General features: G+C 30.4%; 21 protein-coding genes, 1 tRNA gene and 1 pseudogene. 12 read left to right on the top strand and 11 right to left on the bottom strand.

Features of this window, described 5'->3' with window-relative positions:
- Positions 1–81 precede the first annotated feature (81 nt).
- From glmU to purR, 3 genes are all read right to left on the bottom strand, one after another.
- Positions 82–1,452 (bottom strand): bifunctional UDP-N-acetylglucosamine diphosphorylase/glucosamine-1-phosphate N-acetyltransferase GlmU, encoded by a 1,371-nt coding sequence (gene glmU, locus JJD95_RS00770; RefSeq protein ID WP_291639367.1) that lies wholly within the window; start codon positions 1,450–1,452, stop codon positions 82–84.
- 168 nt (positions 1,453–1,620) lie between these two features.
- Entirely contained in the window at positions 1,621–1,944 is a 324-nt protein-coding gene (gene spoVG / locus JJD95_RS00765) for a septation regulator SpoVG (RefSeq protein WP_291639365.1), read from the bottom strand.
- 96 nt (positions 1,945–2,040) lie between these two features.
- Entirely contained in the window at positions 2,041–2,862 is an 822-nt protein-coding gene (gene purR / locus JJD95_RS00760) for a pur operon repressor (RefSeq protein ID WP_291639363.1), read from the bottom strand.
- A 326-nt stretch (positions 2,863–3,188) separates the two neighbouring features.
- Here purR and murC point away from each other — a divergent pair, with 326 nt between their 5' ends.
- The 5 genes from murC to JJD95_RS00735 all read left to right on the top strand — a co-directional run bounded on the left by murC (position 3,189) and on the right by JJD95_RS00735 (position 9,798).
- On the top strand, positions 3,189–4,565 hold the full coding sequence (gene murC, locus JJD95_RS00755) for a UDP-N-acetylmuramate--L-alanine ligase (RefSeq protein WP_291639361.1): 1,377 nt from the start codon (positions 3,189–3,191) through the stop codon (positions 4,563–4,565).
- A gap of 155 nt (positions 4,566–4,720) precedes the next feature.
- The gene (locus JJD95_RS00750) at positions 4,721–6,457 is read left to right on the top strand and encodes an ABC transporter ATP-binding protein (protein ID WP_291639359.1); all 1,737 of its coding nucleotides are present in this window, start codon (positions 4,721–4,723) and stop codon (positions 6,455–6,457) included.
- Positions 6,457–8,244 carry an ABC transporter ATP-binding protein gene (locus JJD95_RS00745; RefSeq protein WP_291639357.1) on the top strand — a complete coding sequence of 596 codons (1,788 nt, stop codon included), beginning with the start codon at positions 6,457–6,459 and terminating at the stop codon, positions 8,242–8,244. The genes JJD95_RS00750 and JJD95_RS00745 overlap by 1 nt, the downstream gene beginning before the upstream one ends.
- Positions 8,245–8,275: 31 nt before the next feature.
- Entirely contained in the window at positions 8,276–9,190 is a 915-nt protein-coding gene (locus tag JJD95_RS00740) for a PhzF family phenazine biosynthesis protein (RefSeq protein WP_291639355.1), read from the top strand.
- Between the two features lie 59 nt (positions 9,191–9,249).
- Complete coding sequence (locus JJD95_RS00735) at positions 9,250–9,798, top strand: sugar O-acetyltransferase (RefSeq protein ID WP_291639353.1); 549 nt, start codon at positions 9,250–9,252, stop codon at positions 9,796–9,798.
- 64 nt (positions 9,799–9,862) lie between these two features.
- On the opposite strand, the gene JJD95_RS00730 is transcribed toward JJD95_RS00735, so the two are convergent.
- The gene (locus JJD95_RS00730; protein WP_291639351.1) at positions 9,863–10,219 is read right to left on the bottom strand and encodes a hypothetical protein; all 357 of its coding nucleotides are present in this window, start codon (positions 10,217–10,219) and stop codon (positions 9,863–9,865) included.
- A 72-nt stretch (positions 10,220–10,291) separates the two neighbouring features.
- Positions 10,292–11,691, bottom strand: a pseudogene (locus tag JJD95_RS00725) (aldehyde dehydrogenase).
- 215 nt (positions 11,692–11,906) lie between these two features.
- On the opposite strand from JJD95_RS00725, the gene JJD95_RS00720 reads away from it, so the two are divergent.
- On the top strand, positions 11,907–12,227 hold the full coding sequence (locus JJD95_RS00720; protein WP_291639349.1) for a hypothetical protein: 321 nt from the start codon (positions 11,907–11,909) through the stop codon (positions 12,225–12,227).
- A 54-nt stretch (positions 12,228–12,281) separates the two neighbouring features.
- Here JJD95_RS00720 and JJD95_RS00715 read toward each other — a convergent pair whose 3' ends face one another.
- Positions 12,282–12,902: a LysE family transporter gene (locus JJD95_RS00715; protein WP_291639347.1), complete on the bottom strand. Its 621-nt coding sequence runs from the start codon at positions 12,900–12,902 to the stop codon at positions 12,282–12,284.
- Positions 12,903–13,122: 220 nt separating this feature from the next.
- Between JJD95_RS00715 and JJD95_RS00710 the strand changes: the two genes are divergently transcribed.
- From JJD95_RS00710 to JJD95_RS00690, 5 genes are all read left to right on the top strand, one after another.
- Positions 13,123–13,198 (top strand) — tRNA-Pro (locus tag JJD95_RS00710).
- Between the two features lie 171 nt (positions 13,199–13,369).
- On the top strand, positions 13,370–14,716 hold the full coding sequence (locus JJD95_RS00705) for a [Fe-Fe] hydrogenase large subunit C-terminal domain-containing protein (RefSeq protein WP_291639345.1): 1,347 nt from the start codon (positions 13,370–13,372) through the stop codon (positions 14,714–14,716).
- A gap of 89 nt (positions 14,717–14,805) precedes the next feature.
- Entirely contained in the window at positions 14,806–15,330 is a 525-nt protein-coding gene (locus JJD95_RS00700) for a phosphatase PAP2 family protein (protein ID WP_291639342.1), read from the top strand.
- A gap of 119 nt (positions 15,331–15,449) precedes the next feature.
- Positions 15,450–16,103, top strand: coding sequence for an HAD family phosphatase (locus JJD95_RS00695; RefSeq protein WP_291639340.1), 654 nt, complete (start codon positions 15,450–15,452; stop codon positions 16,101–16,103).
- Positions 16,104–16,282: 179 nt separating this feature from the next.
- Entirely contained in the window at positions 16,283–16,720 is a 438-nt protein-coding gene (locus JJD95_RS00690) for a hypothetical protein (RefSeq protein ID WP_291639338.1), read from the top strand.
- Positions 16,721–16,767: 47 nt separating this feature from the next.
- Here JJD95_RS00690 and JJD95_RS00685 read toward each other — a convergent pair whose 3' ends face one another.
- The 5 genes from JJD95_RS00685 to JJD95_RS00665 form a co-directional block, all read right to left on the bottom strand.
- Complete coding sequence (locus tag JJD95_RS00685) at positions 16,768–18,075, bottom strand: DUF2812 domain-containing protein (protein ID WP_291639336.1); 1,308 nt, start codon at positions 18,073–18,075, stop codon at positions 16,768–16,770.
- Between the two features lie 21 nt (positions 18,076–18,096).
- On the bottom strand, positions 18,097–19,440 hold the full coding sequence (locus JJD95_RS00680) for a DUF2812 domain-containing protein (RefSeq protein ID WP_291639334.1): 1,344 nt from the start codon (positions 19,438–19,440) through the stop codon (positions 18,097–18,099).
- A 92-nt stretch (positions 19,441–19,532) separates the two neighbouring features.
- Positions 19,533–20,885 carry a DUF2812 domain-containing protein gene (locus JJD95_RS00675; RefSeq protein WP_291639331.1) on the bottom strand — a complete coding sequence of 451 codons (1,353 nt, stop codon included), beginning with the start codon at positions 20,883–20,885 and terminating at the stop codon, positions 19,533–19,535.
- Positions 20,886–20,924: 39 nt separating this feature from the next.
- Entirely contained in the window at positions 20,925–21,233 is a 309-nt protein-coding gene (locus JJD95_RS00670; RefSeq protein ID WP_291639329.1) for a PadR family transcriptional regulator, read from the bottom strand.
- Positions 21,234–21,474: 241 nt separating this feature from the next.
- On the bottom strand, positions 21,475–21,780 hold the full coding sequence (locus JJD95_RS00665; protein WP_291639327.1) for a DUF6442 family protein: 306 nt from the start codon (positions 21,778–21,780) through the stop codon (positions 21,475–21,477).
- Positions 21,781–22,244: 464 nt separating this feature from the next.
- On the opposite strand from JJD95_RS00665, the gene JJD95_RS00660 reads away from it, so the two are divergent.
- A complete protein-coding gene (locus JJD95_RS00660) occupies positions 22,245–23,102 on the top strand; it encodes a hypothetical protein (protein WP_291639325.1) in 858 nt (285 codons plus the stop codon).
- The last annotated feature ends 22 nt before the right edge of the window (positions 23,103–23,124 follow it).

Genomic DNA, 23,124 nt, shown 5'->3' with positions numbered 1-23,124 from the left:
TTTGTACTTTCCCCTTTTACTACAAAAATCAGTTTTACACCTCCCTTTATAATTTACTTATTGAATATTGTCCTTGTTGCACTATTTTTTAAGTCCTTTTTTAATTACCCAGTTCTCAATATTTACCTGTTTTGCTCTAGCTATTGAAAGTGCATTTTCAGGCACCTCTTTAGTTATTGTAGAGCCAGCAGCAATGTATGCATTATCATTAACTTTTACAGGTGCTACTAGGTTAGTATTACAGCCTATAAAAGTATTATTGCCTATTATAGTTTTATATTTTGATTTTCCATCGTAATTTACAACCACAGTTCCGCAACCAAAATTACATCCACTTCCAACCTCAGCATCACCAATATAAGTAAGATGGGATACCTTTGTGTTATCTCCAATAGTTGACTTTTTAATTTCAACAAAATCTCCTATTCTAGCATGTTTTCCAATGCTACTTTCTGGTCTTATGTATGCGTAAGGTCCCACTGTAGTTTCCTCGCCTATTTGGCTTTGGATTACAACAGAGCTTTGAACAGAAACTCCCTTTTGAAGAATACTATCTACAATTCTATTATTTTGATAAAGAATGCAGTCTTCTTTAATAATAGTTTTACCCTCAAGTATATTCCCTGGATATATAATAGTATCTTTACCTATAATAACTTCAGAGTCAATGTATGTATTATTCGGATCCATTAATGTAACTCCATTTTCCATATGCACTCTATTTATTCTTTTTCTCATAATTAATTCTGCCTCTGCAAGCTCTACCTTAGAATTAACAGCAGTAATTTCATGGACTGGTACATCAAAAGCTCCAACCTTACATCCCTCGCTTTTTAGTATACCGATAACGTCTGTTAAATAGTATTCCCTTTGAGCATTATTATTATTTAACTTATCTAAACTATTAAGTAATTGTTTTATATCAAAGCAATACATTGCTGAATTTATTTCTTGTACTAATACTTCTTCCTCAGTACAATCTTTAAATTCAACTATTTTTTCAACTTCGCCATTTTTACTCCTAATTATTCTGCCATACTTTGCAGGTTCACCACTTCTTGAAGTTAATATAGTCGCCTTAAAATCGCCTTTTTCATGATAATCTATTAGTTCCCTAACTGTCTTTTCAGTAATTAGTGGACCGTCTCCAACAAATATTACTACAGTGCCTTCATTATCGCCTAGAAATTCTTTAGCACACATTACTGCATGTCCTGTCCCTAATTGCTCGTTTTGAAGGGAGTAACTAATTTTTCTATCTTGTGTTCCTTTTTTAAGTTCCGCAGCCCCTATTCCAATTACCACATTAACATTCTCAATGTCTGCATCTCTAATAGTGTCAATAACATGATTTATCATTTCCTTGCCACAAACTTTATGTAGAACCTTAGGAGTATTAGAGTTCATTCTTTTTCCTTCACCCGCAGCTAATATTATAGCGCATTTATACAAATAAAACACCTCTTTATACATTAATTCGACAAATTTAAACATTATTTGTTATATCATCTTCAATTAAAATATCACTTATATTATATTTTATATTACCCTTAATTGCAACCAGCCATAGATATTATTTGCTTATTTATTTTAAAAAATAAAAAGGGGGTTCCCCCCTTTTTATAATTCTGCTTTTTCTTCTACTTTTTCTTGCAGATTTTCTATTACTTTTCTTACTACTGGCTCTTCATTTTTTACTTTTTCATACTCACTCAAAATAGCTGCTTGAATTTTTTCTCTTGTCCCAGTATTTATTGGGTGTGCTATGTCCTTAAATTCTCCGTCTGGAGTTTTTCTACTCGGCATAGCGATAAAAAGTCCACTTTGCCCTTCTATAACTTTAATATCATGAACAACAAATTCATTATCAAAAGTTATTGATACAATTGCTTTCATTTTACCCTCTGTAGCTATTTTTCTAATTCTAACGTCTGTGATTTCCATACACTCCACCTCCAAGTTGCGTTAATATTATACTATTTCTCTATAACTTGGGTTTTTCCTTCTTAAATTATAAAAAAATATTTAATTTTTTGAATATTATGCCTTTTCAGTGATTTTTGATGAAATTAACAGGGGTTTACCATCTTTACTTATCCCTTTAAACTGAATAATTGATATATAATCATCTATTAGCTTATGCTGATTTTCTATATTATCAATAAGAACACCAACACCTAAAACTTCACTTTCAAATTCTTTAAGCAAATTAATTATGCCTCTTGCAGTACCTCCTGCTTTCATAAAATCATCTATAAAAATGCATTTACTTCCTACTTTGATGGATTTTTTTGAAAGAGACATAGTCTGGATTCTATCACTTGAACCAGATATATAATTTATACTAACTGTACTTCCCTCGGTAACCTTAGTATCACGCCTTACTATAACTAATTGGACCCCCATCATTTTTGCTACTTCATAAGCAAGCGGTATTCCTTTAGTCTCTACCGTTACTACATAGTCTATATTTAATTCACTAAAAGCAGCTGCAAGAATTATTCCTGCTTTATGCACTATTTCCGGATTATACATAATATCAGTCATATATATGAAATTTCCTGGTATTATTCTGTCATTCTGTGCTAAAATTCCACATAACTCATCTGCAAATATACCGCTCTCAATGTTTGATATTCCACAGATATATTTCACACCCCCAGCTGCTCCTGAAACTGTTTCAATCCTTCCCATAGATAATTCATTTAAAGTTTCGCGAACAATAACAATATCTTCGCTAATTGTTGATTTAGCTGCATTAAATAATTCTGTAAATTTTTTTAAATTTATTGTCTTATTAGGGTTTTCTGTTAATATTTTAGTAATACCTGTAACTCTTTGATTTCTACTATATTTTTCCATAATATCACCTATGTTTTTTTATTTTTATTTACGAATTATAATATATAAAAGTACATTATCATTCGTAATTTTATTGTAGTTCAATTTTGCATCTTTTACAACGGTTATCTAATTAAATTCAAAACATAAAAATATTATTGCTTATTTGTATTGTTTTTATGTTATTTTGTATATAATTAAGAAGTGACCCGTACCTTAAAAAATGTCGTGCCAAAGATAACACAATTATTTTATAAAGCTGCACTATATATAATAATTTGTTACAATCAATATTAATGCTATTCGCATATACTAAACAAGTGTAATTATTTAAAGGAGTTGATATAATGTCTTTTGATTTTATAAGAGATAAAAACAAAAAAGTTCATTTCATAGGAATTGGTGGTATAAGTATGAGCGGCCTTGCAGAAATTCTTATGAAAAACGACTATAAGGTTTCTGGATCTGATATGAAGTTATCCCATATAACAAACAAACTTAAACAAAAAGGTGCCGAGATTTATATAGGCCACAATAGTGATAACATAATAGATGCAGATTTAGTTGTTTACACTGCCGCTATTTCTCCTGAAAACCCTGAATATATTAAAGCTATGGAATTAAACCTACCTTTAATGGATAGAGCCGAATTTTTAGGTCACATTATGAAAGGTCATAAGTATAATGTAGCCGTATCAGGTACCCACGGTAAAACTACAACAACTTCCATGATAGCTCACATAATTTTAAAAGAGGATGTAGACCCTACCATACTAGTAGGTGGCGAACTCGATGCCATCGCTGGCAACGTTTTAGCTGGTAATGGCGACTATTTTATTACAGAAGCCTGTGAATATAAGGAATCATTTTTAAAATTCTTCCCTTATATAGGCACAATACTAAATATAGATGCAGATCACCTAGATTACTACAGAGACATCGATCACATTAAAGATGCTTTTAAAAAATTCATCAATATTATACCTGTGGATGGCTATTTAGTTGCAAATATAGACGATGAAAATGTTAAAACTGTTCTAAATAATAATTATAGCTGTAACATACTTACTTATGGTATAAATGAAGGAACACTTAAGGCAAAAAATATTACCTATAATAACCTGGGTTGTGCTACCTTCGATGTATATAAAGACGACAAATTGCTATTTCAAATAAATCTTAATGTGCCGGGGCAGTATAATGTTTTAAATTCCCTTGCAAGTATAGGCACGGCTCTAATACTTGGTTTTTCTGAAAACTCAATTGTGGATGGCCTTTCAGGTTTTAATGGTACACATAGAAGATTCGAACTTAAAGGTACTAAAGATGGTGTAACTGTTATTGACGATTATGCTCATCATCCTACAGCAATTAAAGCAGCCCTAAGTGCTGCAAGAAATTACCCTCACAATAAGATTTATTGTGTTTTTCAGCCCCATACTTATTCAAGAACCATAAGTTTATTTGAAGATTTTTCAGATTCTTTTTATAATATGGACAGTTTAATACTTGCTGATATTTATGCTGCCAGGGAAAAAGACACCGGGGTAATAAGCTCAACTATGCTTGGAGACAGAATCCGAGAGAAAAATGTAGATTGTATAAACTTGCATAGTTTTGAAGCAATTGTATACCACCTTAACGCTAATTTAAAACCAGGGGATATGCTTATTACAATGGGTGCAGGAGATGTAAATAAAATAGGAGAAATGTATTTAAAATAATCCATTGAATATTTTTTTAATTGTTTATTGACATACATTAACAAATAAAGTATTATGAAAAAGTGATTTTTAAAGCCATGGAAACTTCCATGGCTTTTTTCTGTAAGGCATTTTATTTCTGAATATATTTCTACCTTAAAGGAGGCTCCGATTTAATGAAACGGATTTTAAAATATGTTACAAAGTATAAACTATTTATTGTTATACCTGCTATTGCAATGTTAATTAGCATAGCACTTGATATGTTTAATCCCTATTTAGTAAAAATTATGATTGATAAGGTTCTACAAAATAAACAATATGATCTTCTTACTTTTGTGTTAATGTCTTTAGCTGGAATTACTCTTGCTAGGTCAATTCTTGGATATATTAAGGACTACATTTTAGATTATGTATCTTCTAGAGTAAGCATAGATTTAAAAACTGATCTCTTTAACCATATTCAAAGATTACCTTTTAAATATTTTGATAACATGAACACTGGTGAGCTTATGTCAAGGATGAGTTCTGACGTAGATAATGTATGGATGTCCATCGCTTTTGGTATAAGCCTTGCTATAGAACAGCTAATTTATTTTTTAGTTGCCTCTATCCTTATATTTCTCATAAATTGGAAACTGGCAATAGTAACACTCCTAACCATGACCTTTATTGGTTTTATAGCAATGAAACTTGAAAAAGAGGTGGGGGAAGCGTTTGATAAAATAAGTGACCATAATGCAGTTTTAAACACCACAGCTCAAGAAAATATTGCTGGTGCAAGGCTTGTAAAAGCTTTTGCTCGCGAAAAACATGAAACAACAAAATTTTTAAATCACAATAAAACAAATTATCATCTTAATATGAACCAAGCTAAAATATGGAGTAGACGCTTTCCTATGATAGAATTTTTGTGCAATATATCTGTTCTAGCCGTAGTATGCGTCGGTGGCCTTTTAGTAATTGATAAAGCCTTGTCTATAGGTGAGCTCGTAGCCTTTAGCCAGTATGTATGGATGTTAATTTGGCCTATGAGGATGATAGGCTGGCTTACAAATATGATAACTCAAGCTAATACTTCTGCTAAAAAGATATTTAATATCATGGATGTTGTGCCAGAAATTAAAGATAAAGATGATGCCATATCTATGAGTGAAGTTAAGGGCCACATAAAGTTTTACGATGTGTCTTTTAAGTACAATGATAATTATATACTGAAAAATATAAATTTAGATATACCTGCTGGAAGCACAGTTGCGATAATGGGTACAACAGGGTCTGGTAAAAGCTCTCTTATAAATCTTATAGGCAGATATTATGACATCTCAAAGGGGTGCATTACTGTAGATGGTAATGACGTGCGTGATATATGCATAGGTGATTTGAGGCGTAGAATGTCCATTGTTGCTCAAGACACTTTCCTGTTTTCAGAAAGCATTTCTGAAAATATACGTTTTGGGAAACACGATGCATCCACTGAAGAAATTAAAAATGCCTGCAAGGATGCTTGCGCAGATGAATTTCTTGAAAACCTTGCAGAGGGGTATGACACAGTTATTGGCGAAAGAGGCCTGGGTCTCTCCGGTGGTGAAAGACAAAGACTTTCTATTGCAAGGGCGCTTGTTAATGATTCAAGCATTCTAATCCTTGATGATGCCACCTCAGCCCTAGATATGGAAACTGAATACAATCTTTTGAAAAATCTTCACAATAGAAATAATAGTGCAACTACTTTTATAATTGCACATAGAATATCTGCAGTTAAAAATGCTGACATAATACTGTTTCTTGAAGATGGTCATATCGTGGAAATGGGAAATCATAAAACACTCATTGAAAAGAAAGGGTACTACTACGATGTTTACACACAACAATTTACAGACTTTATGGACCTTGAAGGGGTGGTGATATAATGATTAAAAATTCATCCAAACAAGATGAACAGATTAACGAAACTTCAAAGGGAGAGTTAATTACAAGGATATTTAGTTATTTAAAGCCTTATAAATTCAAAGTAGTTTTAGTTATACTTCTTATGATTTTAGTAATGATATGCTCCCTATTAAACCCCTATATTTTAAAGCTAGCAATAGATAAATATATAGTGAATTCAAATATAAAGGGATTGTTTCAAATTGCTGGATTCATGCTGTTTTTTAATATAATAGCACTTATTGCGTCTAAAATTAGATTTAATATGATGGCCTCTGTTACTAACTCTGCGCTACTGGATATAAGACAAGAATTGTATACTCATATTCAGAAACTATCCCTCACTTTTTTTGATAATAGACCTGTGGGGAAAATACTTGCAAGGGTTATTGGGGATGTAAACTCCCTTCAAGATCTTTTCTCCAGTAGCGTAACTAACCTAATCCCAGAAATTTTAACCCTTGTATTTGTTACAATCATTATGTTTTCTATGAATTTTAAATTAGCTCTTATTTCAATATCATTTTTGCCAATATTAATTATAGGGTTTGCTGCTATAGAAATTTTTTCTAGAAAGCGTTGGCAGCTATATAGAGCTAAACGTTCAAATCTTAATGCCTACACCCATGAAGATTTCTCGGGTATAAGAATAATCCAATCTTTCGTCTCAGAGGACAAAACTTCTAAAACCTTTGGAACCTATGTTAAAGATATGATGGATTCCTTTATGAGTGCAGTAAGATTAAACGATTTGTTTTGGCCAATGGTTGAACTCTCTTGGGGTCTTGGGAGCTTACTTGTATATTGGTATAGCGTTCCGCTTATTAAATCAAACCAATTAACCATTGGTGAACTGGTAGCCTTTAGCGCTTATATTTCAATGTTCTGGAAACCTATTATGAACATCAGTAATTTTTATAACTCTTTAATAACAAACTTTGCTTCTGCTGAAAGAATTTTTGAAATACTAGATGTAAAACCAGATATACTAACTATTGACAATGCTATACAAATGCCCAAAATAAAAGGTGATGTGGAGTTTAAAAATGTAATGTTTAGTTATGATGATGATGTTCCCGTATTAAACAATATTAACTTTACGATAAAATCTGGAGAAACGGTAGCTTTAGTAGGTCCTACAGGTGCAGGAAAAACTACTGTAATAAACTTGATTAGTAGATTTTACGATGCAAATAGCGGTGAAATTTTAATTGACGGTAAAAATGTATCCCATGTTGATATAGGATCCCTTCGAAGTCAAATGGGCATAATGTTACAGGATACTTTCCTCTTCTCTACTACCATTATGGAAAACATTCGTTATGGAAAACTAGATGCCACAGATGATGAGGTAATAGCTGCAGCTGTTGCCGTTAGTGCCGATTCATTTATCATGAAACTTACGAATGGTTATGCAACAGAAGTAAATGAACGAGGTGCTAGGCTTTCTGTAGGCGAGAGACAACTTATATCCTTCGCTCGTGCACTCCTTGCTAATCCAAGAATATTAATATTAGATGAAGCTACTTCTAATATTGACACCACTACAGAAAAGCTTGTACAAAAGGGAATCAAAAAACTCCTCTACGGTAGAACCTCATTTGTTATTGCACATAGGCTATCAACTATAAGATATTGTGACAAAATAATGGTTATAGACGATGGCAGAATTGTAGAGAGTGGAACCCATGAGGAGCTTATAGTTTTAAAAGGATTATATTATAATCTTTATATGTCTCAATATAAATTCTTAAATGAAGGTGCTTAGATTAATTAAAATCAGAAAGGAATATTTTTTTATGAAAAAAGTTATATACAGTGTAAATGCTTTTTCAGATATGCCTCTAGGCGGGAATCCAGCTGGAGTAGTGCCCAATGCTATTGGCCTTAATTATAATGATATGTTAAGTATTGCCCGAGAAATGAATCTATCGGAAACCGCCTTTATTTTTCCACTACAAAATGATGAGTCAGATTATGAGGTAAAATTTTTCACACCCACTCAAGAGGTAGATTTGTGTGGTCATGCTACAATTGCTTCTTTCTTCGCTTTAGCTTCAAAAGGTGTTATTACTGGAACTGATAATATTAAAATTATAAACCAAAAAACAAAGGCTGGAATATTACCAGTTGAGCTTCATTTTAAAGATTCTAAAATACAAAGCATAATGATGACCCAATCTAAGCCAAAATTTGTTTTTAATGTTAAACCCGTAGGTGAACTTGCTGAAATTATGGGGTTAAAAGTAAGTGATATAGGAATAGACGGGTATACTCTTGTCCCTCAAGCTGTATCTACTGGACTTACGGACATTATACTTCCGGTTAAAAGTTTATCAACACTAAAAGCCATAAATCCGAACTTTGCTAAATTAACCGAGTATAGTAAGAATCTAAATATTACTGGAGTACATGCTTTTACACTTGAAACTGAAGAAGAATCCTCTACTCTCGCTTGTAGAAACTTCGGCCCTGCAGTTGGAATAAATGAAGAATCTGCCACAGGAACTTCTAATGGAGCACTGGGTGCATATTTAGTTGAAAATGATGTGCTTAAATTTAAAAATAATATAACTATAATCTGTGAACAAGGATACTATATGAATAGACCTAGTAAAATAATTGTAAGCCTAATCGGAAGCAAAGATAACTTAATAGTAAAGGTTGGTGGCAAAGCCATTATTGTTAAAGAAGGGCTTACTTCAGAGGTATAAATAATTTTTTTATCTTTAATGGTATACTGGATTTAAAATATTAATAAGGGGGAGATACTATGACCGAAAAAGAAAAAATGATTGCAGGCATGCTTTTTGATGGAAAGGACCCACAATTATTTGCAGATAGAGAAAGGGCTGGCAATTTATGCCATGAATTTAATAGTATGGCTTTTGATAAATATGATGAGAGAAAGGCATTACTCAGAAATTTATTTCAAACAGAAAATACTTGTTACATAGAGCCTACTTTCTTTTGTGATTATGGGTATAACATTGAAATTGGAAAGCACTTTTATGCAAATCATAATTGCGTTATTCTTGATTTAACCAAGGTTAAAATTGGTGAAAATGTAATGTTTGGACCAAGCGTGCATATATACACCGCTACCCATCCTCTTAATGCGAAGGAAAGAAATGCTGGAAAAGATCTAGGAAAGCCTGTGGAAATTGGAGATAATGCATGGCTAGGTGGTGGCGTCATAGTGTGCGCCGGAGTAAAAATAGGTAAAAATACTACTATTGGAGCTGGAAGTGTGGTAACCAAAGATGTTCCTGAAAATGTTTTAGCCGCCGGTAATCCCTGTAGAGTGATTAGAGAATTATAAGACTTAAGCTAATGACCGGAAAAACTATCATACTATATTTTTCCGGTCACTTTTCTATTTTCTACTATATTATTTCCTTGTAGCACATTTTCATATCCACATAAAATTCTCTATCTTTTATTTCTATATATGTTTCACTATAATCCATTTCAAAATTTGCTATAGTTGAATGAACTCCGCTGTCACTTAAAAAGTGTATGGTACATATGCTATTATCTTCTATAATACAAAATCTTATTAGTATGGTTTTAACTGATGGAAATTGCACCCTAGAATTAATACACTTAGGAAAATCAGTAAAATATAAATTTACACACCTATACTCTAATGGAATTAATAAATCAATGTTATACTCGTCCTTTTGTATTTGCTTCACTTTAAAGTCGCTATCTATTTTCAATTTTTTTTTTTCATAAATCATATAATTCCTCCAGTAAAAGATAAATACAACTATTTTGTTTACAATATATTATATCATGTTTATTTGTTATTTCTATTTCATTAGTTTTTTCAACCATTTAATCTTACCATTATATGGTGCATATCTTATTTTTACATCTATAATATTACTCTTCTTGGTCATGCTTTTTTTGTGAGAAAAAACATCATAACTTCCTTTGCCGTGGTAAGCGCTCATCCCACTAGCCCCTACTCCACCAAATGGCAAATATGGTGACCCTACATGCATAATTGTATCATTTATGCATCCTCCACCATAAGAAATCATTTCTATAATCCGTTCTTGGTTTTTTCTATAATCCGTTCTTGGTTTTTTCTATTAGTAGAGAAAAAATATAGTGCTAGAGGTTTAGGTTTTGAATTAACCACTTTTATAACCTCTTCTAAATTTTCAAATTCCACAACCGGCAAAATAGGTCCAAATATCTCATCTAACATAATCGGGTCATTCCAGGTTATTCTATCTATAATGGTAGGTGCAATATATTTTTCTGTTTTGTTATATTCTCCACCTGTAACAATGTTACCCTCACCTAATAATCCTACAAGCCTATTAAATTGCCTTTCGTTTATTATCCTTGGAAAATCATTGCTATTCGCTGGGTCTTCTCCAAAAAATTCCGTGATATATGTTGTTATTTCATCTAAAAGCTCTGTTTTAACACTTTCATGTACCAATATATAGTCCGGTGCGACACAAGTTTGCCCTGCATTTAAAAACTTCCCCCAGGCTATTCTCTTAGCTGCTAGCTTTACATCAGCATCTTTGTCCACTATACAAGGACTTTTCCCACCCAATTCTAAGGTTACAGGGGTAAGATGTTTTGATGCTGCCTCCATTACTATTTTACCAACTGGTACACTACCTGTAAAAAATATATAATCAAACTCTTCTTGCAAAAGTGCCTCTGCAGTCTCCTTACCACCATATGGTTCAACCACAGAAACAAATTCTTCTTTGAAGCAGTCCTCAATAATTTTTATAATTACTTCAGTAGTCTTTGGCGAATTTTCAGATGGTTTTAACATAGCACAGTTACCTGCTGCTATAGATCCAATTAGTGGAGCTATTAATAATTGGAATGGATAATTCCAAGGTGACATAATTAAACTGACACCATAAGGCTGTGAATATATATAACTAGAGGATAAAAAATTCGTTAGTGGAGTCTTCACTTTTTTAGTCTTTGCCCATGACTTCAAATGCTTTATAACAAAATTTATCTCCTCTAAAATTATTCCTATTTCAGTAGCATAAGCTTCAAATTCTGATTTGTGTAAATCAACCCAAAGTGCCTCTAGTATTTGATCCTCATTATTCACTATAGATTGTTTTAATATTTTTAATTTTTCTATTCGAAAATTTACATTTCTTGTTTCTCCAGTATTAAAATATCCCCTTTGTTTTTCTAAAATTTCCTGTATATTATTCATTATCTCCCATTCTCCCTTTTATGCTTAATTCATTACTATAATAATATTTATATAGTTCAGATTAAAAGATATCATACTTTTATATTATAACAAAATATCATCAATGTAAATATTTGTATTTATATAATCCAGGACTAAATTTTCTAAATATATTGCGTAAAAGCATTAATCTTTGGTAACACTAATTATGAAAATTTGTTTTGGAGGTATATATAATGAAAAATTTTCTAGTTTCAGCTATAGTGGATATTGTAATAATTTTTGCTTCCTACTTTCTGTTTAGGAGTATTATAAGTGGACCAACTCGTCATAGGTTGTATGAAAAATTTATGAGTTCTTTCGCAAAATTTGTAATTATTATTTTTGTAGCTAGTGTGCTAATCACTTCTCTTGTTGCTTTAGTTTTATACAAAACTAGATTTATAGTATATATTAACGTAATAGCACCTGCCTTAGTGTCTATACTGGTAGGTTTCGTTATGTCTACTGTGCCTACTAGAGGTATTGGCGATAAAGAAAAGGATGCTAAAAAATGATAAATAGAGAGCAGTTTTGTGGATGATATAATTTCCACAAACTGCTTTCTTCCTTCAAATGATTAATTTAACAAAGGAATACGCTAATTTAAATCCATAAAGCATTATAACTACCCCACATACTAAATTTATTATTCTAATAACTTTAATGTTAAATTTCCCTTTAAATAGTGACACAATTGTTGCAAGTGAAGTAAACCAAATTAATGAGGCCAAGCAAACTCCTATAATAGAGTAAATACCCATATTTAAAGGTAAGGAAGCTCTCATAGGTCCTAGCAATAAGGATCCATCAATTATAGCTTGAGGATTTAACCAAGTGACTGCAAAACACGTCCATATTATTTTTATAATTGATTTATCCACATCCACCGTTTCTTCATAGGTCCCTTTTGGCACTTGTCTCATAAGGCCTATACCAATATAAATTACGGCTACACTTCCTATTAAAAGAATAATCATCTTTAAAATTTTAAAATTTTCCATAAGTGCTCCCATTCCAAAAAAACATGAAAGTGCAAGGGATATATCAAAAAATATAGTAATAAAGGCCACTTGGTATGCCTTTAACCTGCTTTTACGTATAGCTGTGTTAATTACAAATATATTCTGTGTACCTATAGGTGCCACGTAAGCAAATCCTATAAGTAAGCCCTCTATTAAATATTTATACATAATTCTCACCCCCACATACTATTCTTTAAATACAAATAAAGCCTTCCAAACTGTATTCCACTTTAAATTATAGCTTGTAAGTATTATCATGTATAGACTTAAATGTATTCTTAAATAACAGCTTATGTATTTTGAAAAAGTATTTTCACATAATTTAAAAAAAGTTTTTTCACATACTGTTGACTTTTATCCAATTCTATTATATAATAAATCTTGTCGTCGGGGTGTAGCGCAGCTGGGAGCGCGCGTGGTTTGGGACCATGAGGTCGCAGGTTCAATCCCTGTCACCCCGACCAAAAAGAGTTGTCTAATGACAACTCTTTTTTTATTGTATATTTTTAATTCACTTCTATGCATAAAATCACTTCTTTTTCACAAAATAATTAACATGCTACCATTTTAATATTTTTTCTTAATACCGGTTAAATTATTATTATATTGAAAGTATGAAATTAGGAGTGATTCTTTTGAATAAAGTTAATACTGAAATTTTTAAAATCCTTATTAAATCCTATTATGAGGACGATTTTGAAAATAGCGTACAAAAATTGCTATCTCAGGAAAATATAAATAAAAATGAACTAAGTGCTACAATTTCTTCGCTCTGCGGAGTAGATGTGGACTTTTCTGATAAATACATAGAAGATTTAAAAAAAGCCATCTTATCCTACGACGCAAATCATAAAGTTGTAAGCAAAATTAAAAACTGCACTAAGTGTTGTACAGACAACGCTCCAGAGACTCCCTGTCAAGCTTCTTGCCCTTTTGATGCCATATTAATAGATAATAAAAATAATACTACCTATATTGACAATGAGAAATGCACCGACTGTGGATTTTGTGTAGATGCATGCCACACTAGTGCTTTAATGGATAAAGTAGAATTTATTCCCCTATTAAATTTATTAAAAGGAAATTCTAGTATAATAGCAACCGTAGCCCCTGCAATCGCTGGTCAGTTTGGAGCAAATGTTAATATAAATAAACTTAGAACCGCATTTAAAAAAATTGGTTTTACAGATATGATCGAAGTAGCTTTTTTCGCAGATATGCTTACATTAAAAGAAGCTATTGAATTTGATGAAATTGTTAAAGAGGAAAAAGATTTAATGATTACCTCCTGCTGTTGCCCTATGTGGGTAGGGATGGTAAGGAAGGTTTACCACACTCTAGTGAAGCATGTTTCTCCTTCTATATCTCCAATGATTGCCTCAGGTAGAGTTTTAAAAGTGCTAAACCCTGACTGCAAGGTAGTCTTTATAGGCCCATGCATTGCAAAAAAAGGCGAAGCTAAAGATCATGACCTTTTAGGTGATATAGATTTTGTGCTTACCTTCACAGAACTTAAGGATATTTTTGATACTTTAAACATTCAGCTAGATAAACTAGAAGAAGACGTGTCTACGGAATATGCTTCTAGAGGTGGTAGGCTTTATGCTAGGACTGGAGGAGTATCTATAGCTATTGGAGAGGTTATAGAAAGATTATTTCCCGAAAAATACAGTTTATTAAAAGCTACTCAAGCAAGCGGCGTAAATGAATGCAAGGAATTACTTTCTAAAGCTCAAAACGGAAATGTAAATGCCAATTTTATAGAGGGTATGGGTTGTATTGGTGGATGCGTAGGAGGGCCTAAATCGCTTATAAGCGCAATCTCTGGTAAGCGCACCGTAGATGAATTTGCCGAAAGCAGTAAAACTAAGGTAGCCATAGATAGTGCTTGTATGAACGAGATTTTAAGCAAGATTGGCATTGATACAGTTGATGATTTTAAGGATAAAAATAAAACTAAAATCTTCCTCAGAGAGTTTTAGTAAATATTTTACAATATAAATATTTACTAAAATATGATACAATATTAATTAATTAATAAAAATAATTTGTTATATCTAAGGGGGTTTTTATGAAAGCAATAATTAAATATATAAGCCTTAGAGATATTAATCTACTTAAAATTATAAATAATTCTTGGAAGTGTAAATTTCTAGACATTATAATGCCAGCCATGACTTACCTCGGCTCCTTTTCTTTTATGTTTGTATTTTGCACCGTTGTCTTTTTATTAAAAGGTGATACTCTTCACGCCATGGCTGTTCGTGCCATGATTTCTATAACAATCAGCACTGGTATTGGCAAAATTTTAAAAATGACCGTTACTAGATTAAGACCTTTTATAAATATCCCAAATTTAAATATAAAAAAAATAGGTATAGATAAATACTCCTTCCCATCCGGACATACTACTGGTGCATTTTCATTAGCTATTATAATAGCTTTATATTTTCCTATGTTTGGATTTATAACTATACCTCTTGCATGTGGTGTGGGTATTTCTAGAATATACATAGGGGTCCATTACCCTACAGATGTGATTGTGGGTATTTTTATTGGAACTATCTGCTCTATTCTTACATATAAATTCTTTTAAGAGAAACTTAGATGGAAAACGCCCGTCTAAGTTATTTTTAATTAAGCTTTGCTAATAGTTTTTAAATTCAAGTATATAATACCGGTTTCACCTGTTATACTTATACAAGAGGTGATGGAATGCTAACAAATATTAAAGCTGCAATTTTTGATTTAGATGGTACTCTTGTGGATTCTATGTGGGTTTGGGGTAAAATAGATACAGATTATTTTAAAAAAAGAAATATGGATTTACCTTCCAATCTAAAAAGCCAAATAGAGCATCTTAGCTTTGATGACACTGCAGCATATTTTAAAATCAATTTTAATATACCAGATACCATAGAGGAAATTAAAAAAGAATGGACAGATTTTGCCTATGAAGAGTATCTTAACACTGTAAAACTAAAACCCGGTGTAGTACAATTTCTAGCTTTACTTAAATCACTAAATATAAAAATAGGACTAGCTACAAGCAATAGTAAAACTCTTTTAGAAGCTTGTTTGAAGTCTAATGATATATACCATTATTTTGACTCTATAACCCTCACCAGCGAAGTGTGTAGAGGGAAAAATTTCCCTGATGTATATTTACTTGCAGCTGAAAAATTAGGTATAAAACCAGAAGAATGCATTGTATTTGAAGATATACTCCCTGCAATTAAAGGTGCAAAAGCCGCTGGAATGAAGGTAATAGGCGTATATGATGACTTTTCTAAAGAACAAAAAGAAGATATTATAAGTCATGCAGATATGTATATAACCGAATACCATGAATTAACTACGGCCATTTAGATATTCATATAAAAAACTCATGCATGGAATGGGTTTTTTATATGAATTTTTTACTTTTCTACTGAATATATATACTATTAGGGATTATGCAATTTAACATATGCACAAATATTTGAATTAATCTCTATTATAATAATATATCATTATCTAAAAGGATCAATTTACAAGGAGCGTTATTATTGCTTATTTTTCTAATTGCAATTCTTTTAATATGCTTTGGCGTATATTATACTATCATGAACCAAAAATTATCAAACCAGAAAACTCAACTAAAAATTATTTCCAGACAGAATAGAGAATTCAAATCAAAAATTGCAAGCACGCGAAATGCGCAGGGACCAATTATTATAAAGTACAAAGCACCATTTTTTAAAATAGGAACTATAAAAGAAAGTTGTAATTTACATCTAAGTCCTATTGAAAGTTCACCGGTTTTAACTAATATAGTTAAAGAAACGTCCCTAGAAATTCAAGATTCCGCTGATATTTTTGATATTGCTTGGTATGAAGTGTGTCTAAAATCTCAGACTAACATCAATAATAAAGGGTGGGTAAAAAAAGATAACATAATTACCTTAGATGATACTGTTAATAATGAAGAAGGTTCTGCTATTTAACAAAACGAAAGGCATATATTGCTAAAATATATGCCTTTTACATTTTCTTAATAAAGTTTTTTATAAACTTTATTCAAAAATTCTTCCTCAGTTATATTAATAAAATCTTTTATAATCTTAACTACTTTATCTTCTGACACTAATACAAACATTCTTTTCTCACTATCTGAATAAACCACAATATTATTAGGTAGTTTAGTTTTTTGTTCCAATAAATCAGTATCATAACTATTAAGTTTACTTAATAACCTATCTTCATAGAATTTAACTACTAAGGGATAGTCGCTTTGAAAAATTGTATACCTTAAATAATTGTCGTCGTTACCGCCAGAATAGTCTACTCTTTGAGCTATTATGCTTTTATCAAAATTAATATAGGGACTTTCATCGTTATTTCCTACGAACCCAAAGTCCACAGTTGTTAGATTGAATTTTTGAGTTGGAACTTCATTTTGTAAAGTTTCGCCACTAAAAAGAATTACGCTAACGACAAGTATTAGTATTACATATGTTGAAACTACTACACTACCTATAGTTATCCCCATGTTAATATTTTTTGCATACCTTTTTTTATTAATAAATTTTCGCACAAATATCATAATTATGATAGGAATGCACATTATTATTAAGAAAGTAATACTAAATCCTTTAGAGTAAAGATTATCAAAAATAAGAAGTTTTAAAAGTATAAAAAAATATATTACAGCAACGCTGCTTCTAAATATATTTTTTTGCCTTACTTGCTTATAGTTACTATAATTCATAACTATATCTTTTTTTAATTTAGCTCTAACTTTTGTAACCCAAAGTAAAAAGCTAACAAATCCTATACTATTCATAAGTACAAGCGAACCCATTCCAACTATTGATAATATGCCCATATTAGTCGCTAGTGCAAACCCGGTATCTGCTATAAATAATTGCATATAAAGATTAAAAACACACAGTATCGTTATAAAAAACTGACTTCCCATACTATATAATGAAGCTTTAAAAACTGATTTAAATTTTTCTTCTTCATCAGTATGTATCGAAATAGTTTTGTTATCAGCCTCTGTATAAAATATTTGTATTTTACCTATCTGACATACATAAATCCACCCAGCTGCCTTGCAATATTCCCTATATTCTAAAGCCACATCACTATCTTTATGATCGAAAATAGAAACTTTATGGAGTACATCCACTGAATATTTTATATTCTTCATCTGTGTTTTTTTAAACTTATAAAATTTTCCTTTAACTGATTGTAATAACCATCCCTTTTCTGCCATTAGTTCAAGATATTCTTCTGCTGCCGCACATTCATAGGGCAAAAAAGTAAAAAATGTTCTCTTTGTATTTTTATTCCACATAGTTTCCCCTCCATGTTCTTACTAAAAAAGTTCTTTATATGCCATATTTAAAAATTCTTCTTCACTTATGTCATTTGCAAGTTTTATAAAATAAATAACTTTATCCTCTGATACTAATACAAAATAATTCTTTGTACCCCCACCCCCTTCTAAATAAACTCTAATATTACTAGGTAGATCAGTCATTTGTAGTTTTAAATTCAAATTCAAATTATAATTATAAACATTATTATTAAGTCTACTTACTACTCTATTCTCATCCAATTTAATTAACCAAGGATATTTACTTTCAAAAATAGTATAGCTTAAAAAGCTACCCCCATTACTACAGGAATAAAATGTTTTTTGAGCTACTATACTTTTATCATATTTAATATCAAGATTTTTATCCCCATTTTTTTCATACCCAAAGTCCTCGAATGTTAAGCTTGCTTTCTGAGTTGGCGCTTCACTTTGCTTAGTATTAGTAACGGTATCAAAATCCACATGGCTAAGAACCACATAACCAAGAATATTCACAACTACTAATGAAATTATCATACTACCAATATATATTCCTATATTAGCATCTTTTGAATATTTTTTTCTATCGATATATTTTTTAATACAACTTATTGATATTGCAGGAATAAAAACTATTAATACTATAGGAATATATGGTTTGCTACTCGCAGGAATATCAAAAATTGCTACTAATAATATAATGAACCCTATTAAATTGTAGGCTATCATTAATATATTTTTTCTCCTTAACTGCTTATAGCTATTAAAAGGCATTAGCTTATTTTTCTTTAAGTAACTTTTAGCCTTTATGACCCAAATAAAAAAGTTAATAATTACTATAATATTCATCAATATAACAGAAAACTGCAAAATTATTGAAGATATACCTATATTAGATGCTATTGAAAATCCTGTATCGTTTGTTAATTGACGATAAATATTATAAATAAAAAATATAATTAAAAACATTTGTACGTATACAACTTTTATTGAAGATTTAAAAACAACTTCAAACTTTTCCTCTTCATCAGTATGAATAGATATAATTTCCTTATCACCCTCTGTGCAAAAAACTTGAGTACCGCCTTCCTCACATATATATGTCCATCCTGCAGTCTTACAATATTCCCTGTATTCTACAGCTACATCACTATCTTTATGATCAAAAATAGAAACTCTATCAAGTACATCTACTGAATATTTTATTTCCTTTATTTCTATTTTTCTAAATTTGAAAAAACCTCTTTTCATTGATGTAAGTAACCATCCTTTTTTTGCCATTTTCTCAAGATACTCTTCTAAAGCAGAACATTCATAGGGTAAATACATAAAATATGTTGTTTTTATATCCTTATTTCTCATAATTTTTCCCTCCTCTCTATACCTTAAAATCATCTTCAGATTTCTCCATATGCAATAATCCATCATTCGCCATAGTAATTACTCTTCATTACTTATTTTAAAAAAAGTTTTTTATATGATATCTTTAAAAATTCTTCTTCACTTATGTCATTTGAAAGTCTCATAAAATAAAAAACTTTATCCTCTGATACTAATACAAAATCATTCCTTGTACCCTCGCCCCTCTCTGAATAAACTCTAATATTAGCAGGTAAATTAGCATTCCCCGGTTTTAACTTAAAAGTAAAAGGGATATCATAATTAAGTCTACTTAGTAATCTATTCTCATCTAATTTAACTAACCAAGCATATTTACTTTCAAAAATAGTATAACTAAACCAGTTAACCCCATTATTAAAAGAATAGAATGTTTTTTGAGCTAATATACTTTTATCAAATTGGATATTAATATTTTTATCACCATTTTTTTCATATCCAAAGTCAGTGAATGTTAATCTTGCTTTTTCATTTGGCACTTCACTTTGCCTTTCATCAGGAATGCTCCCGACAATAACATAGCTAAATATAATAGAAATTGCTAATGAAACTAGTAATGAAAATAGTATACCGCCAACATATATTCCCAAATTAGCCTCTTTAGAATAATTTTTTCTATCAATAAATTTTTTAATACAATTTCCTGATAGTATAGCCGATAGCATAGGAACAAATATTATAAGTGCCATAATAATATATAGTTTGCTATTCCCAGGTATATCAAAAACAAATACTACTAAAAATATAAGGGTTAATATTAAATAGCAGGCTATTATTAAGATATTTTTTCTCTTTAAATACTTATATCTATTATAATGTATTGACTTGTTTTCCTTTAACCGACCTTTAGCTTTTATGACCCAAATATAGAAGTTGATAATCCCTATAAAATTCGTCAATATAACAGAAAATATTAAAATTAACTCAAATATACTCATATTATTTGTTAATAAAAATTCTGTACTTCTTGATAATTGCAAAAACATAATAAAAATTAAATAAATAATTAAATACATTTGACCATATACAAATTTACTAGAATCTTTAAAAACAACTTTAAACTTCTCCTCTTCATCAGTATGAATAGAGATAATATCCTTATCGTCCTCAGTGTAAAAAATTTGAACCACACCATCTTCACATATATATGTCCATCCTGACGCTTCACAATATTGCCTATATTCTAAAGACACATCACTGTCCTTATGATCAAAAAAAGATACCTTATTAAGTATTTCTACCGAGTACTTTATTTTTCTTGTTTCTATTTTTCTGAATTTAAAAAAACCTCTTTTTGTAGATGTAAGTAACCACCCTTTTCCTGCCATCTTCTCAAGATATTCTTCTAACGCAGAACATTCATAGGATAAATACTTGAAAAATGTTCTCTTAGTATTCTTACTTCTCATTACTTCTACCTCCTTCCTATACTTGAAATTTTCTTAATATCACTCTATATGCATTACTCCATCATTAACCATGGTAATTAATCTTCTATACTCATCTAGTAGTATTTCTTTTCCTTTATCAGTAATTATATAGCTTCTTTTTCTCCCTTTTACTTCTGTTTCTATTATCATATTTTCCTTTTCAAACTTAGAAAGAAGTGCATATAAAGTTCCTGGTCCAACCTTTACACGCCCTTTGGAAATTTCAGCTACAGCTTCCATGATATCTACTCCACACATTTCCCTGAGTAATGACATTAATATATAATACATTGGCTCTGTTAAATTTTGAAATTGCTCCCTTGCCATTTTTTATCTCCTTTTAATATCGAGTATCGATATCTATAGTCTTAGTATATTATCGATACTCGATATTGTCAATATGTCATTTCTATTTATTTGAATTTTTAGTTATTATGTAAAACTTTATATTCTCCAGGTAACTAATATAAATTAAAATTTAATTTTAAAATAGGAAAACCTAAAAAAAAAAGAATCAAGATAAATGATTCCTTTTCCTTTAAGTTTTCAATCAAACTAGAATAAATTATCACCCTTTTATAATAAATAATATAAAAGATACTATTGCCAAAAGACCAGCGTAAATAAATACAAGTAAATTCTTTTTATCTTTTAGCTCTTTATATTTATAAAAATCTGTTGCTGATTGTGAAGCTAGCGCAATAATAAGGACCTCCGTATAGCTTTTACCTTTTATCCCGTTGATGGCAATGAATATGAAACATAAAATAAGTGTGATCATATTCCCCTGCGCAAATGAAGATAACCACACGCTTTGCACTCTTTCACCTGAGCCTTCATTTTTATTTTTCGCTAAAATTTCATCTTTATTCATCTACTAACCCTTCCCCTCTTCATTACTTTGTTATAAATAGAACGTGTAAACACTATTATTACTTAGTATGAATATACCACATTTATTACATATATAAAGTTCACTTGTCACAACAATATTAAAACTTGTTATTATATCAAGTGCCATTTGCATGTATATACAAGCTTTAATCCACATGTATATACATGTTTCAATCATAAGTTTTATCATATTCTTTTTCTATTATATACTCATCAGAGAATGCACAAGTTATAGCTGTAAAATCCCTTCCATCTTTCTTTTTACCCTTAAACATATAATTAGACACCACATAATTTTAAATATAACCTTCTGGATCGCTGACCAACACAAATTTTAATGACCCTATTTCTATCATTAATTAAGTTTTTTATTTTTTCAAGTACTAATTATGGTATAATTTATAAATCAAACTAATAATTTTTTTAGAACTAAAGGAGTTTAATATGAGAATAATATCTGAAAATAACCTATGTATAAATAGACCATATATAAATTTAAAGAAACTACCTATGAAAAGTTCACTTAGAGTTGGTGAAATTACTGAAGCTGGTTTTAAGGGTACTTATATAATAAACCAACATACACAAAACCTATCTACTAATGAGAATTACATTGTGCAATTTAGTAAAGGAATCGAAAAAATAACACTTGATACAGAACTACTCAATGAATGCTTATTAGTTGAAGTCAATTATTCATCTAAAAATAGTAAATCTTCTAAATTCAAGGTTTACCTTGTTTTAGATAATATAAAATATTCCTTACCATTTAGTTCGTTTGAAGATATTTATGATAACTGTATGAATATCTTAGCTAGAGAACTTGATGAAAAAGAAGAATTAACTTACATAAAAGAAAGTTTTAGCAGTTTAGAAAACGATGAAATAGCAGTAGATATAAAGTTGAATTTAGAAAGATTACAAGAATTTAAAGATAAGGTAAACTACAAAAGAAATATTTATTATTTTGTTATAGATAATATTGCTGCAACTACTTCAAAGTATGATATAAACACTAAAACTAAAGGGGTACTAGTAGGTAATACTTTAAAAGTTCTAAGATATAACAATCATACAAGACTTTATAGCACAGCAGAACCTATTAATAATACAACTAAAATAAAATTAACCGCATCTGATATTATTTGTGATTTAGGTGAAATTAATTTCCCTACTGTCAGCATATACACTGATTATGGACTTGGAAAATTATTAGATATTAAAAATAATGTTATCCCAAATACTAATACATTATCATTATTTGCTAATATACTAGACCTAGGATTAGACGTCTTGAACTAAAAACACTATGAAAAAAGAGCTA

Source organism: Clostridium sp. (genome assembly GCF_016650035.1).
In the GTDB taxonomy this organism is placed as follows: Bacteria; Bacillota; Clostridia; order Clostridiales; family Clostridiaceae; genus Clostridium_AD.
The sequence above is the reverse complement of the archived record's forward strand: the minus strand, read 5'-3'. Positions and strand labels throughout refer to the sequence as shown.